Annotated in this window: 15 protein-coding genes; 7 read left to right on the top strand and 8 right to left on the bottom strand. The window is 64.5% G+C overall.

Going from position 1 to position 14,061, the window contains the following annotated elements; translation table 11 throughout:
• Nucleotides 1-6: 6 nt before the first annotated feature.
• Nucleotides 7-1,650, top strand: a complete 1,644-nt coding sequence (locus DIC66_RS00200; RefSeq protein ID WP_117172895.1) for an ABC transporter ATP-binding protein — start codon at nt 7-9, stop codon at nt 1,648-1,650.
• Nucleotides 1,647-2,525, top strand: coding sequence for a DMT family transporter (locus DIC66_RS00195; protein WP_117172893.1), 879 nt, complete (start codon nt 1,647-1,649; stop codon nt 2,523-2,525). The genes DIC66_RS00200 and DIC66_RS00195 overlap by 4 nt, the downstream gene beginning before the upstream one ends.
• Here DIC66_RS00195 and DIC66_RS00190 read toward each other — a convergent pair.
• From DIC66_RS00190 to DIC66_RS00165, 6 genes are read right to left on the bottom strand one after another with little or no spacing between them, the layout of a single operon-like run.
• The gene (locus DIC66_RS00190) at nt 2,522-3,409 is read right to left on the bottom strand and encodes a LysR substrate-binding domain-containing protein (RefSeq protein ID WP_158558811.1); all 888 of its coding nucleotides are present in this window, start codon (nt 3,407-3,409) and stop codon (nt 2,522-2,524) included. The genes DIC66_RS00195 and DIC66_RS00190 overlap by 4 nt on opposite strands.
• 10 nt (nt 3,410-3,419) lie before the next feature.
• Entirely contained in the window at nt 3,420-3,884 is a 465-nt protein-coding gene (folK, locus tag DIC66_RS00185) for a 2-amino-4-hydroxy-6-hydroxymethyldihydropteridine diphosphokinase (protein ID WP_117172889.1), read from the bottom strand.
• Between the two features lie 21 nt (nt 3,885-3,905).
• Nucleotides 3,906-5,495: a polynucleotide adenylyltransferase PcnB gene (gene pcnB / locus DIC66_RS00180; RefSeq protein ID WP_117172887.1), complete on the bottom strand. Its 1,590-nt coding sequence runs from the start codon at nt 5,493-5,495 to the stop codon at nt 3,906-3,908.
• A 30-nt stretch (nt 5,496-5,525) separates the two neighbouring features.
• The gene (locus DIC66_RS00175; protein ID WP_117172885.1) at nt 5,526-6,212 is read right to left on the bottom strand and encodes a histidinol-phosphatase; all 687 of its coding nucleotides are present in this window, start codon (nt 6,210-6,212) and stop codon (nt 5,526-5,528) included.
• Entirely contained in the window at nt 6,209-6,895 is a 687-nt protein-coding gene (gene hda, locus DIC66_RS00170; RefSeq protein ID WP_117174058.1) for a DnaA regulatory inactivator Hda, read from the bottom strand. The genes DIC66_RS00175 and hda overlap by 4 nt, the downstream gene beginning before the upstream one ends.
• A gap of 10 nt (nt 6,896-6,905) precedes the next feature.
• Nucleotides 6,906-7,988 (bottom strand): AI-2E family transporter, encoded by a 1,083-nt coding sequence (locus DIC66_RS00165; RefSeq protein ID WP_117172883.1) that lies wholly within the window; start codon nt 7,986-7,988, stop codon nt 6,906-6,908.
• Nucleotides 7,989-8,070: 82 nt separating this feature from the next.
• On the opposite strand from DIC66_RS00165, the gene purM reads away from it, so the two are divergent.
• From purM to DIC66_RS00145, 4 genes are all read left to right on the top strand, one after another.
• A complete protein-coding gene (gene purM / locus DIC66_RS00160) occupies nt 8,071-9,138 on the top strand; it encodes a phosphoribosylformylglycinamidine cyclo-ligase (RefSeq protein ID WP_117172881.1) in 1,068 nt (355 codons plus the stop codon).
• Nucleotides 9,139-9,274: 136 nt separating this feature from the next.
• The gene (locus DIC66_RS00155) at nt 9,275-9,832 is read left to right on the top strand and encodes an isochorismatase family protein (protein ID WP_117172879.1); all 558 of its coding nucleotides are present in this window, start codon (nt 9,275-9,277) and stop codon (nt 9,830-9,832) included.
• Between the two features lie 29 nt (nt 9,833-9,861).
• Nucleotides 9,862-10,122, top strand: coding sequence for a DUF1272 domain-containing protein (locus DIC66_RS00150; RefSeq protein WP_117172877.1), 261 nt, complete (start codon nt 9,862-9,864; stop codon nt 10,120-10,122).
• Entirely contained in the window at nt 10,119-11,135 is a 1,017-nt protein-coding gene (locus DIC66_RS00145) for a GlxA family transcriptional regulator (protein WP_117172875.1), read from the top strand. The genes DIC66_RS00150 and DIC66_RS00145 overlap by 4 nt, the downstream gene beginning before the upstream one ends.
• Before the next feature lie 40 nt (nt 11,136-11,175).
• On the opposite strand, the gene DIC66_RS00140 is transcribed toward DIC66_RS00145, so the two are convergent.
• Together DIC66_RS00140 and murJ are read right to left on the bottom strand one after the other, a co-directional pair.
• A complete protein-coding gene (locus DIC66_RS00140; protein ID WP_117172873.1) occupies nt 11,176-12,027 on the bottom strand; it encodes a SirB1 family protein in 852 nt (283 codons plus the stop codon).
• Nucleotides 12,028-12,104: 77 nt separating this feature from the next.
• Nucleotides 12,105-13,670 (bottom strand): murein biosynthesis integral membrane protein MurJ, encoded by a 1,566-nt coding sequence (gene murJ, locus DIC66_RS00135; protein WP_117172871.1) that lies wholly within the window; start codon nt 13,668-13,670, stop codon nt 12,105-12,107.
• Between the two features lie 72 nt (nt 13,671-13,742).
• Here murJ and rpsT point away from each other — a divergent pair, with 72 nt between their 5' ends.
• The gene (rpsT, locus tag DIC66_RS00130) at nt 13,743-14,042 is read left to right on the top strand and encodes a 30S ribosomal protein S20 (protein ID WP_117172869.1); all 300 of its coding nucleotides are present in this window, start codon (nt 13,743-13,745) and stop codon (nt 14,040-14,042) included.
• Nucleotides 14,043-14,061 lie beyond the last annotated feature (19 nt).

The following is a 14,061-nucleotide window of genomic DNA, read 5'->3' as shown; positions in this document are numbered from 1 at the left end:
CCCACCATGAGCGATCAACTGATTCTGGAAATCAAGGGCCTGCGGCTGGAGAGCATGAGCGGCAGCGCCATCGTCGACAACGTGGACGTGCGTGTCAACAAGGGCCAGGTGCTAGGCCTGATTGGCGAGTCGGGCGCGGGCAAGTCCACCATTGGCCTGTCGAGCATGTGCTACGCCCGTGCCGGTGTGCACATTGCCCTGGGTGAAATCCTGCTGGGTGGCGTGAACATCCGCGCACTCAACGCGGACGGCCGCCGCGGCATGCGCGGCAAGCGCATTGCCTACATTGCCCAAAGCGCCACCGCTGCCTTCAACCCGGCCCACACGCTGATGGACCAGGTCTGCGAAGCCCCGTTGATCCACAAGCTGATGAGCCGCACCGAGGCCGAAGCCTGGGCGCGCCAGCTCTTCAAGGCACTCGACCTGCCCGACCCCGAGAACTTTGGCGCACGCTACCCGCACCAGGCTTCTGGCGGCCAGTTGCAGCGCGCCATGGCGGCCATGGCCATGTCCTGCCGCCCCGATGTGCTGGTGCTCGACGAGCCCACCACCGCGCTGGACGTGACCACGCAGATCGAGGTGCTGATCCTGCTCAAGTCCCTGATCAAGCAGTACAACACCGCAGCCATCTATATCACCCACGACCTGGCCGTGGTAGCCCAGGTGGCCGACCGCATCAAGGTGCTGCGCCATGGCAAGGAAGTCGAAGAAGGCGAAACCGCACAGATTCTGCACAACGCCAAACAGGACTACACCGCCCGCCTGGTGGCCGTGCGTGGCGCAGCAGCCAGCGAGCGCGCAGCCCAGGATACGGTCAAGGAAGACACCACGGTGCTGTCCATCAAGGACTGCCACGCCTATTACGGCGCCTTCCATGTGGTCAAGGGCGTGTCGCTGGACGTGAAGCTGGGCGAGACGGTGGCGGTGGTGGGCGAGTCGGGGTCGGGCAAGTCCACGCTGGCGCGCATTGTCACCGGCCTGCTGCCCCCCCGCAGCGGAGAAATCATCTTCCAGGGCAAGGCCCTGCCGCGCAGCCTCAAGGAGCGCAGCAAGGAGCTCAAGCAGCGCATCCAGCTGGTCTACCAGATCCCCGATGTGGCCATCAACCCGCGCCAGAGCCTGATGGAAATCATAGGCCGCCCGGTGCAGTTCTACTTCGGCGTGGGCCGCAAGGAAATGCAGGAGCGCGCCCGTGAACTGATGCGCCTGGTGGAACTGCCGCTGGAGTTTTTGGACCGCCGCCCCGGCCAGTTGTCAGGCGGGCAAAAACAGCGCGTCTGCATTGCACGGGCCCTGGCCGCACGGCCCGACATGATCATCCTGGACGAGCCCACCTCGGCCCTGGACCCACTGGTGGCTGAAGAAATTCTGACCCTGCTACGCAAGCTGCAGCGCGAGCTCAACCTGAGCTACATCCTCATCACCCATGACCTGGACGTGGTGCACCGCATTGCGCACCGTACGGCCGTGATGTTGCAGGGCAAGTTCGTGGCCTTCGACCAGACCGACAAGATTTTTGACAACCCCGAGCACCCCTACACCCAGAAGCTGATCACCGCCGTGCCGGAGATGCGCGTGGACTGGCTCGACGAGGTGCTGGCCCACCGCGCCAAAGCTGCCGCAGAAGCGCCGCAAGCCCTGGCTGCGTGAACCAGGCAGGCGCCCGCGCCAATCTCTGGGCGGGCATTGCACTGATTGCGCTGGCGGCCTTGTCGTGGAGCACGGCGGGGTTGTTCCCGCGCGTGGTCAGCACCGATGTGTTCACCACGCTGTTCTGGCGCTCTGCCCTGGGCGGCCTGTCGGTGCTGGCCGCGCAAGCCCTGCTGGCCAAACGCCAGGACCTGGGCAGCCTGTGGCGCCTGACCTGGCCGGAGTTCTGGATGTCCCTGGCGGGTTCGGGCGCCATGGTGTGCTTTATTGCCGCCTTCTTTTACGCGCCCGTGGCCGACGTGGTGTTTATCTACAGCGCCTTTCCCATCATGACCCTGCTGCTCTCGGCCCTGCTGCTGGGAACGGTGGTGCAGCGCATCGACCTGCTGTGCACTGCCACCGTGGTGCTGGGCATGGGCCTGATCGTGTGGGGTCAAAACTCGCTGCACAACCTCATGGGGGCAGCCCTGAGTCTGCTGGCCACATTGCTGTTTGCGCTCATCACCATCGGCATCAAGCGCTACCCCCAGGCCGAGATGGTGAAAGTGACCTATGTGGGTGCCTTTGTAGCCGCGCTGGCCATGGCCCCCTTTGCCACTTTTGAAGGCACCAGCACGCACGACCTGCTCTGGCTGTGGCTGTATGGCGTGCTCAACGTGGGCGTGGGCTTTGGCCTGTACCTGCTGGGCGTGCGCCGCATCAAGGCGGTGCTGGCCTCGCTGGTGTGCATGCTGGAAATTCCGTTGGCCCCCCTGTGGGTCTACGCCCTGTTTGGCGAGGCCGTCTCGGGACAGAGCCTGCTGGGCGGCGCGGTGATTGTGTCGGCGGTGCTGGTGAATGTGCTGAGCTCGGGGCGCAGCACGGCAGCGCACTAATCCGGCAAGGCTTTCTGCATCAGCCAGGTCTTGAAGTCATGCACCCGCGCGGGGGTGGTAGGCTCACTGCTGGGCACCACAAACCAGTAGGCAAACGGGCCTTCCACATACAGCGTGTTGTGGCGTATCAGCTCACCCGACTGCAGCTCGCGCACCACCATGGCCTCGTCCACGATGACCACGCCGGCCCCGGCAATGGCGGCGCTAATGGCCTGGTCCAGGGTGCTGAAGGTCAGGCCGGGCCGCACATCGAGTGCCAGTGGCCCATGCTGGGCAATCCACTGCTCCCACACCGGCAGGCGCTGTCCGCCGTCCAGCACATGCAGTAGCGTGGCACCTGGCAGGGCTGGCGGCTTGCTGGCGCGCCACAAGGACGGGCTGCTGACCATCACGTGGCGCTCCTTCATCACCGGCTCGCAGGGGGTGCGCGGCCAGGCCTGGGTGTCGAAGACCACCATGCAGTCCAGCGAACGGGCTTCCCGCAGGGTGGTGATGCGGTCGGTAGTGATGGACAGGTCAATATGCGGAAAGCGCGCGCGGAAGTCGGAGAGGCGCGGCGCCAGCCAACGTGTGGCGAAGGTGGGCGGCGCATTCACCGTCAGCACTTCCGGGCGGTGCTGACCGGCGGCGCGGTTGACGGCCACCTCCATCTCTGCAAACAGGCGGCCCAGGGTGTCAGCCAACTCCCGCCCGGCGGGCGTGAGTTCCACGGCCTGGTGCACACGCACAAACAGAGGCACGCCCAGGGCGGTCTCCAACTGCTTGACCTGGCGGCTGATGGCACCCTGCGTGACGTGCAGCACCTCACCCGCATGGGTGAAGCTGCCCTCACGCGCGGCCACGGCAAAGGCCTTGAGCGCATTCAGCGGCGGCAGGCGCTTCACCGCAAAGGCCTCACAACACCCACACCGACTGCTCGGCCACGGCCTGCAACTGTTCGGCACTCACCAGATCGGGCGCAAGCTCGGCCAGGGGCTGTAGCACAAAGGCGCGTTGCCACATGCGCGGGTGCGGCAGCACCAGGTCGGCGTCGTTCAACACCAGTTGGGCGTAGAGCAGTACATCCAGATCTAGGGTGCGCGGTGCATTGCGAAACGGGCGGCTGCGCCCGGCCGCATTTTCAATGCCCTGGAGTTGCGCCAGCAGGGCATGGGGTTTGAGCCGGGTGGTCACCTGCACCACGGCGTTGACGTAATCTGCGCCGCCGGCATCCACAGGGGCGCTGCCATACAGGGAAGACTGGGCAGTAAGAGCCAGGCCGTCCAGGTCGGCGATGGCATCGATGGCGCACAACACCGCAGTGCGCGGGTCGCCCAGATTGGCACCCAGGCCGATGTAGGCAATCACAGGCTCCCGCATCACAACTCCCTATGGCCGAGGTCAGTAATCGCTGCCGCCCGTGGGCGCTGCTTCACCGCCGCCACCACCACCACTGGGGCGGCGTTTGCGGCGGCGCTTGCGCGGGGCGGTGCTGCCTTCTTCGGTGGAAGGCTGGGTATCGGTTTGCGGACCGGGCGCGGGCGTTGCCGCGTCACGCGGGGGCTGGTCACGCACCGGGGCAGGCGCGCGGTGCACACGTGGCGCCTTGGGGCGGGCCTGCTGTTCGGCGCGCACCTGGTCGATCATGTCCTGGCGCAGGTTGTCGTCGGCCATGCTGAATTCCTGCCACCAATCGGCCAGCACTTCTTCAATTTCACCGGCATCGGCACGCAGGCGCATGAAGTCGAAGGCGGCGCGAAAGCGCGGCTGGTCCACCATGCCAAAGGGCGTGCTGCCTACGCGCTTTTCAAAGCGCGGCTGCAAGAGCCAGATCTCGCGCATGTCACCGGCCAGGCGGCCACGGCCCGACACATCACCAATGCGGGCGTTGAACACGTCTTCTATCGCATCCTGCAGCGCCGGGTGGCTGTGCTGGTGGTCGGCCATGCGGCGGGCCCAGCCGTCACGCACATCGGCCCAGAGCACGCAGGCCAGCAGGAAGCTGGGTGCCACAGGCTTGCCCTCGCCCACGCGGCGGTCGGTGTCTTTCAGGGCGGCGTTCACAAAGGGCTGGTCGGCGCGCTCCACCACCACGTCCAGCAGCGGGTAGATGCCGGTGTGCATATTCAGGGACTTCAGCTGTGCAATCGACGCCAGGGCGTGGCCGGTTTGCAGCAGCTTGAGCATCTCGTCAAACAGACGGCTTTGCGGCACGTCGGCCAGCAGGGCTTGCGACTTGATCAGCGGACCCGAGGTCTTGGCGTCCATCTTGAAGCCCAGGGCATTGAGCTTGGCCGAGAAGCGCACGGCGCGGATGATACGCACCGGGTCTTCCCGGTAGCGTGTGGCGGCGTCGCCAATCATGCGCAGGGTGTGGTTCTTGGCGTCTTTCAGGCCATTGTGGTAGTCCACCACGATCTGCGTCTCGGGGTCGTAGTACATCGCGTTGATGGTGAAGTCGCGGCGCACTGCGTCTTCTTCCTGCGGGCCCCAGACGTTGTCGCGCAGAACGCGACCGGTGGAGTCCACCGCGTGGTGCATGCCGGCCAGTTCGCTCTTGCTGGTCTTCTCGTTGCCCGCCACCTGTTCGGCCGCGGCATTGTCCAGGTAGGCGCGGAAGGTGGAGACTTCGATCACCTCGTTCTCGCGGCCCCGCCCGTACACCACGTGGACGATGCGAAAGCGCCGCCCGATGATGAAGGCCCGGCGGAACAGGCCCTTGACCTGCTCGGGCGTGGCGTTGGTGGCCACGTCAAAGTCTTTGGGTCGCAGGCCCAGCAGCAGGTCACGCACGGCGCCACCCACGATGTAGGCCTCAAAGCCCGCGCTCTTGAGGGTGCGCACCACATTGGCGGCGCGTTCGTCCACCAGGCTGGGATCTATGCCGTGGGTGCTGGCGGGCACTTCCACGCGCTTTCCAAACTTGGGGCCGGCTGTGCGCTTGGCTACGCCTGCCTTGCCCAGCAGTTTGTCGATGAATGTCTTGATCAAGTCTGTCTTCCTAGGGTTTCCTGCCTGCTTTCAGGCAAACAGGTCGAGTATGCGCCATTGGCGCTCGGTAGCCATCAGGCGCAAGCGCTCGTCCGGGTTGGTTGCCACGGCCACGTCGGCTTTTTCCAGCAGCGGCACGTCGTTGATGGAGTCGGAATAAAAAGTGGTGTGCACGGTGCCCCAGTCCAGGCCGCGCTCGGCCATCCACTGCTCCATGCGGGTGACCTTGCCTTCGCGGAAGGACGGCACGCCGCGGATTTCGCCGGTGTACCAGCCGGTACCGCCCTCACGCTCGTCGCGCTCCAGTTCGATGGCCAAGAGCTCGGGCACGCCAAAAGCGGCGGCAATCGGGCGCGTCACAAACTCGTTGGTGGCGGTGATGATGACCACTGTGTCGCCCGCTTCCTGGTGCTGGCGCACCAGGGCCAGCGCATTGGCGCGGATGCCGGGCAACACCACCTGCTGCATGTACTGGGCATGCGCTGCACGGGATTTTTCTTCGCCCTGGCGGCACACCGCCGAGGTGGCAAAGCGGCAGTAGGCGTGGATGTCCAGGGTGCCGGCCTTGTACTGGGCGTAGAAAGCGTCATTCTGGCGCTTGAATTCCCCGGCCTCGTTCCAGCCCAGGCCTATGGTGAACTCACCCCAGCTGTAGTCCGAGTCAAACGGAATCAGGGTGTGGTCCAGGTCAAACAGGGCCAGCTTCTTCTTGGTCATTGGTTCTCCATCATGGATTTGATCATGGGTATGGTGATGGCGCGCTTGCTTTGCAGGCTGTAGCCGTCCAGCAGCTCCAGCAGTTCCATCAGGTGGCCCAGGTCGCGGGAAAAGCGGGTCAGCATGAAGTCCATGACTTCATCGCCCAAAAAGACGCCGCGGTCGTCCGCGGCCTGGCGCAGCACGGCGCGGCGCTCGGGCTCGCTGAGCAACTGCAGGCCAAAGACATGGCCCCAGCCCAGGCGGGTGCGCAAATCGTCGCGCAGCTTGAGTTCCACCGGTGCGTATTCACCGGCTGCCATCACCGGGCGCTGCAGGGCGTGGGCGTTCACAAACCAGTTGAAGGCCACCTGCTGCTGTGCGGCGGTGTAGAGATGCACATCGTCCAACAGCACGGCAGCCCAGTCATCCGCATAGTCGGGCGCGTTGTGCACCGAGGCATCCAACCAGCCCACACGTGCGCCCTGCTCGCGCAGGCCCTCGCGGGCGGCCTTGAGCAAATGGGTCTTTCCGCTGCCGCCCGGCCCCCAGTAGTAGGTGGGCACTGGCGAGCGCGTCTGCGCCTGGGTTTTGTCGCCCAGCCACAGCGCCAGATGCTGCAAGGCGGCCGCATTGGGGCCGGCACAAAAGTTGGCCACCGTGGGTCCGGCGGACAGGCCGATGTCCAGGGCGATCTGTTTCATGGGCATTGCCTCAGCCCTTGTAGAGATGGCTGGCCAGGTAGCCCGTGCGCACGCGGCGTATGGCCACCAACAATACAGCGCTTACCGGCAGCGCAACCAGCACGCCCAGAAAACCGAACAGCTGGCCAAAAGCCATCAGCGAAAAAATCACAGCCAAAGGGTGCAGGCCTATGCGCTCGCCCACCAGCTTGGGCGTGAGCACAAAACTCTCCAACAACTGGCCCACGCCAAACACCACCACCAGCATCAACACGGTATGGCTGAAACCCGAGGCGGCGGTGAATTGCAGCAGGCCGGCGAAGGTGGCCAGGGCCAACCCCAGCCCGAAGCCCAGGTAGGGCACGAACACGGCCAGGCCGGTGAACACGCCAATCGGCAGGGCCAGGTCCAACCCGAACAGCTTGAGGCCCACGCTGTAGTAGACGGCCAGCAACAGCATCACCAGCATCTGCCCGCGCAGGTATTGGCCCAGTACGGCATCGGCATCGCGCACAAAGTGGTCTGACGCAGGCCGCAGCGCAGGCGGAATCAGCTGCCGCAGCTGCTGCACCAGGCCATCCCATTCCATCAGCAGGTAAAACAGCACCACCGGGATCAGCACCAGGTTGCCAATCAGCGAGAAGGCCACGCTGCCGCCAATCTTCAATGAGGACAGTACGGAACCCAGCGCATCCTGGAAATTGGTGTCCAGGTAGGCTTTGACAAAGCCCCGCACACTTTCCATGTCCAGTGCCACCTCAAAGCCCCACTGCGTGAGCAGGGGCTGCACCAGCGCCACCGCACGCTCCAGCAGCACCGGCAACTGGTCGCGGATCAAAGGCAACTCTTTGGCCAGAATAGGTATCACCAGCAGCACCAGGGCCAGCACGGCGATGACAAACAGCAGTTCCACCACCAGAACAGCCAGCACACGCGGCACGCGGCCCCGCCCCACATCGTCCAGCCAGTCCACCACCGGGGTGAGCGCATAGGCCAGTACCGCGGCCACCACAAAGGGAGCCAACACAGGTGCCAGCAGCCACAGCGCGAGCAAAAACGCAGCCGCAATGGCACCCCAGGCGGCTAAAGTTTTTTGGGTGGGGGTGAATTGCATACAGGCGAGGAGTTTGAAACCCTTAAAATCAAGGGCAAATTCTATCGGGCTTGACCCTTGCAAAAGCCCCCAGCCACTTTCCATGACCCAATCTAATTCCCCTACCCCCCTTTCCTACAAAGATGCCGGTGTTGATATTGACGCCGGAGACGCCCTGGTGGAACGCATCAAGCCTCTGGCCAAGAAGACCATGCGCGAAGGCGTGCTGGCCGGTATTGGCGGCTTTGGCGCCCTGTTTGAAGTGCCCAAGCGCTACAAGGAGCCTGTGCTGGTCAGCGGCACCGATGGTGTGGGCACCAAGCTCAAGCTGGCCTTTGAGTGGAATATGCACGACACCGTGGGCATCGACCTGGTGGCCATGAGCGTCAACGACGTGCTGGTGCAGGGTGCCGAGCCCCTGTTCTTCCTGGACTACTTTGCCTGCGGCAAGCTCGATGTGGACACCGCTGCTGCCGTGGTGGGCGGCATTGCCAAAGGCTGCGAGCTCTCCGGCTGCGCCCTGATCGGCGGCGAAACCGCCGAGATGCCCGGTATGTACCCCTCGGGTGAATACGACCTGGCCGGCTTTGCCGTGGGCGCGGTGGAAAAATCCAAAATCCTCACCGGCGCCTCGGTCGCTCCCGGCGACGTGGTGCTGGGCCTGGCCAGCAGCGGCGTGCACTCCAACGGCTTCAGCCTGGTGCGCAAGTGCATTGAGCGCGCAGGCTCTCAAGCCCCCGCCACGCTGGATGGCAAACCCTTCAAACAGGCCCTGATGGAGCCCACCCGCCTGTACGTGAAAAACGTGCTGGCCGCCTTGGCCGCCCACCCGCTGTCGGCTGACGCCAGCAGCGGCATCAAGGCCCTGGCCCACATCACCGGCGGCGGCCTGCTGGAGAACATCCCCCGCGTGCTGCCCGAGGGCATGGCCGCGCACCTGGTCAAGGGCAGCTGGCCCCAGACCGAGCTCTTTGCCTGGCTGCAAAAGACTGCCGGCATCGACGACATCGAGATGAACCGCACCTTCAACAACGGCATCGGCATGGTGGTGGTGGTGGACGCGGCTTCCGCAGAAGCCTGCGCCGCCACCCTGGCTGCAGCCGGTGAGCGCGTGTACACCATTGGCCGCATCACGGCCAAGGGCGATACGGCAGCCGTCGTCGTGTCCTGAGGCACAAGGCCCCTGCACGGGGCCTTGTCATCTTGTCCGAAAATGACCGGCACTTGTCGGTCTGTGTGTAGCGGCAAAGCACCATGCCCTGCAGAATCATGGCTTATCCACTTGAAACCCGAACCGGGAACAGGCCATGCACACATGTCTTTTGGTGATCGACGCCCAGGAATCCTTTCGCCAGCGCCCCAGCTGGAATGAGCCCCTGGCCAGCAGCTACCTGCTGCAGCAAAACGCGCTGATTGCGGGCGCCCAAGCCCGGGGCCTGCCGATCGTGCGCATCTTCCACAGCGACGGCCCTGAAGAGGCGGGCAATCCGTTTGCAGTGGCATCGGGCTTTGTCCGGCCACTGCAGGGCCTGGCTGACTTTGCAGCCGCCGCCACCTTCACCAAGCACCGCCACAGCGCCCTGGTGGGCACGGGCCTGTCGGTCTGGCTGACCGAGAACCGCATCCACAAGCTGCTGGTGAGCGGCATACGCACCGAGCAGTGCTGCGAAACCACGGCCCGCCACGCCTCGGACCTGGGCTGGGAGGTGGACTATGTGCTGGATGCCACCCTCACCTTTGACATGACCCAGCCCGATGGTCAGACCCTGAGCGCAGCCGACATCAAGACCCGCACCGCCACCGTGCTGGACGGCCGCTTTGCACGCGTGTGCACGGTGGAGCAGGCGCTGGCTGCGGTCTCTTAAGCAGCAACAGATTCCGTCAGGAGAACACCATGCTGGAACTCAGACCCGGTTGCGAATGCTGCGACAAGGATTTGCCACCTGATTCGCAACAGGCACGCATCTGCACCTTTGAATGCACTTTCTGCGCAGACTGCGCCGACACGCTGTTGCACGGCCTGTGCCCCAACTGTGGCGGCGAACTGCTGCAGCGGCCGCGGCGTCCGGCGGGCAAGCTGCAGAACAACCCGGCCTCCACCCGGCGCGTGCTGCAGGCCGGGCTGTTGGACAAGCTGACCGGCAAGTGGACATGAAGGTGAAGCAGGAGAGGAAAGCAGATCCGCAAGCCGACCAGCCCGTCTGGGACGTGGTGTTCCTGCTGCTGCCCGACAGCCTGATCCTGGATTGGGCTGGGCCCGCCGAAGCCCTGCGCATGGCCAACCGGGCGATGGCAGAACAGGGCAAAGGGCAGCCCTTTCACTTGCGCTTTGTCAGCCCGCTGCCCGAGACCGTCAGCTCGGTGGGCGTAACGGTGAGTGGCCTGGAGCCCTTGCCTGCGGCCTTCTCCCGGCCCACCTGGCTGGTCCTGGTGGGCCAGCCGGGTGATCACGTGGCGGTGGATTCAGCCGCCAGCCAGAGCGCCCTGCGCTGGCTGTCTCCCATGGCACTCAAAACCGGGCAGTTGGAGCTGCTGACCATTTGCGCCGGTGCGGTGCTGGCGGCCCATGCGGGCCTGCTCCATGGCCGCTCTGCCACCACGCACCACCACCATCTGGGCGAACTGCAGGCCGCCGCACCCGCCTGCCAGGTGGTGAGCAACCGGGTGTTTGTGGACGATGCGCCGGTCTTCAGCAGCGCCGGCGTGACCACCGGGGTGGATTTGATCCTGCACCGCATCAGCCAGGTGTGCGGCCCGGCGGTTGCAGCGCAAGTGGCGCAGACCATGGTGGTGGCTATGCGGCGCGGCCCGCAGGACCCGGAGCTGTCGCCCTTTCTGGCCCACCGCAACCACTTGCACCCGGCCCTGCACCGGGTGCAGGACGCCATCAGCCAGGCGCCTGCACAGGACTGGAATCTGACCAACATGGCTGCCCTTGCACACACCTCGCCGCGGCATCTGACGCGCCTGTTTGTGGATCACGCGGGTGTGGCGCCACTGGCTTATCTGCGGCAAATCCGCCTGGCCGTGGCCCAGCAGGCGCTGCGCAGCGGGCGCAATGTGACGCAGGCCGCAGAGATGGCAGGCTTCAGTTCGGATACGCAGCTGCGCCGGGCCTGGCACCAGTTCGGGACGGGCGGCACACCGTCACAAACGACAGGCGCCTGAAGTACAAATCGGAGCAAGGCCACCTTTCCGCACAGAGGTTTCAATCACCCTCGCGTCGTAGCTCATCCACCCGGTCGGCAATCGCGTTCACGTCCACTAGGTCTTCGGTGTGCACCAGGTAGCACTCCAGGTCGGCCAGCGCCTGCTCGGTGTTGCCCATCTCGGCGTGCGCCAGTCCGCGGTCGCGGTACTCGGGCCAGGCCTCGGGCAGCAGCACGATCAGACGCTCCTGCACGGCCAGCATGCGCGGCCAGTCTTCCTGGGTGCGGTAGATTTCCTTCAGGTTGTGCAGCATGCGCGCGATGATGTCGCGCGGTGGCGCGCTCTGCAGGTACAGGCCCAAGGGCGTATCCATATCGTCCATCAAGCTGCTGGGCCTGCGGTAGGGCTCCAGCCGCTCCGAGAGTTCTTCGCGGCTGAGCGACTGGCCCGTCATGGGGTCAATCACCGCCTGCCCCATGGGCAGGTTGACCTTGAGCATGAAGTGCCCCGGAAAGCCAATGCCGCTGACCGACAGGTTCAGGCCCTGCGCCAGCTCCATCCACAGCAGCGCCAGGGAAATCGGAATGCCGCGGCGCGTGCGCAGCACGGCGTGCACAAAGCTGTTGTCGGGGTCGTAGTAGTTGTTGAGGTTGCCGCCAAAGGCCAGGTCCTTGAAGAAGAACTGGTTCAGCAGGCGCAGCTTTTGCAGGGGACCGGCGTCGGCTGGCAGGCGGCGGCGTATGCGTTCCAGCAGCCGGTCCACATCGCCCAGCACGGCCTGCACATCAAGCTCGGGGTATTCGTCCTGCCCCAGGCTGACGGCGGCCTCGAACAAAGCAAAGTTTCCATCACTCTGCACCAGGGAGGCAAAGTAATCCAGTGGTGTCGGCACATCGTATGACAGGTTCATAGCCATGTTTGCCCTCGCGTTTGCCCAACCATTCGCCCAACCATGTACCGCCTTTTTCGTCGCAACTTCAAAAGCCCTTACCGGCGCAAAAACTGCCGCGGGTTCAGGCCCGCAGCCCACACGGCGCCCAGGTACACCAGCGCAGCGCCCCCCAGTGTGAGCGCCAGCAAGCCCACACGCTTGAGGCTTTCGCTCTGCAAGGCAATCCAGTCAAACGACTGCAAAACCCACAGCAAGTACACCGCCAGCAAGGCACTGCCGGCCAGCACCTGCAACAAAAAGCGGCCCCAACCCGGCTCTGGCTTGAAGGTACCGCGCCGGATCAGCCCCGTCAACAACAAAGCAGCATTCACCATCGCGGCCAGACCAATCGACAGCGACAGGCCCGCCACCTGGAAGATCGGCACCAGCACCATGTTCATCAGCTGTGTCAGCACCAGAATCAGCACGGCAATGCGCACCGGCGTCTTGATATCCTGGTTGGCGTAGTAGCCGGGTGCCAGCACCTTGATGGCCACCAACCCCACCAGACCTGCGGCGTAGCCCATCAGGGCTGTGGTGGTCTGGGCCACATCGGCCGCGCTAAAAGCTCCGTTGTGGTACAGCACAGCCACGATAGGCTTGGCATACAGCAAGAGGCCAATGGCAGACGGCACCGACAGCACCACCACGATGCGCAGGCCCCAGTCCAGATAGGCCGAGTACCGGGCCGGGTCACCCGCCGCACGGGCCGCTGCCAGCTGGGGCATCAGCACCACACCCAGGGCCACGCCCAGCATGGCGGTGGGGAACTCCATCAACCGGTCCGCATAGGTCAGCCAGCTGACGCTGCCGGTGGGCAGGTGCGAGGCGATCTGCGTGTTGATCAGCAGCGAGATCTGCGCCACGCTCACGCCCAGCAGCGCGGGCATCATCAGTTTGCCGATGCGCCGGGTGCCGGGGTCGGCAATGGCAGCGCGTATGCCTTCGCGGTTCAGGGCAATATGGGGCAGCAGACCCAGGCGCTTGAGTGCGGGAATCTGCACACCCAGCTGCAGCATGCCGCCCACCACAACGCCCACGCCCATGGCGTAAATAGGCTCTATGCCCTGGGACTTGAACCAGGGCGCCAGCAGCCAGGCCGCGCTGATCATGGCAATGTTCAGAAGCACCGGCGTGGCCGCCGACACGGCAAAACGCTTCCATGTATTGAGCACGCCCGCAGCCAGGGCCACCAGCGACATGAAGCCGATGTAGGGAAACATGAAGCGGGTCATGAAGACGGCTGCGTCATAGCCCTGCGGGTTTTGCTTCAGACCGCTGGCCATCACCCACACCAGCAGCGGCGCTGCCAGCACGCCCAGCACGCAGGTTGCCAGCAGAGTCCAGGCCAGCAGCGTGGCCACATGGTCAATCAACTGGTGCGTGGCCTCGTCCCCATGCTGGGCCTTGCTGGCCGCCAGCACCGGCACAAAGGCCTGGCTGAAGGCACCTTCGGCAAAAAGGCGCCTGAACAGGTTGGGGATGCGAAACGCCACATTGAAGGCGTCGGTCATGGCGCTGGCGCCAAAGGTGGAGGCCACCAGCAGCTCGCGCACCAGTCCGGTTATGCGCGACAAGAGGGTCAAAAGGGAGACTGTGGATGCGGATTTGAGTAGGCTCACCGGGCCGAGTGTAGCTGCTGCTACAATCGTGGGCTTTGCTGACAACATCCTACGACACAAGGAACACATATTATGGCATCTGGAAAACCCAAGAAAAAGAACCCGCGCCTGGCGTCGGGCCGCAAGCGCGTCCGTCAGGACGTCAAAATCAACGCAGCGAACACCTCGTTGCGTTCCAAATACCGCACTGCGGTGAAGAACGTGGAAAAAGCAGTTCTGGCTGGTGACAAGACCAAGTCCGCTGAGCTGTTTGCCAAGATGCAAGCCGTGGTTGACACCGTGGCCGACAAGGGCATCTTCCACAAGAACAAGGCCGCTCGCGACAAGAGCCGTCTGGCAACCAAGGTGAAAGCCTTGGCCCTCGCCGCCTAATCACTTAGGCACACGCCCG

The sequence above is a fragment of the Rhodoferax lacus genome, from assembly GCF_003415675.1.
Lineage (GTDB): Bacteria > Pseudomonadota > Gammaproteobacteria > Burkholderiales > Burkholderiaceae_C > Allorhodoferax > Allorhodoferax lacus.
This window is presented reverse-complemented; position numbering and strand designations above follow the sequence as displayed.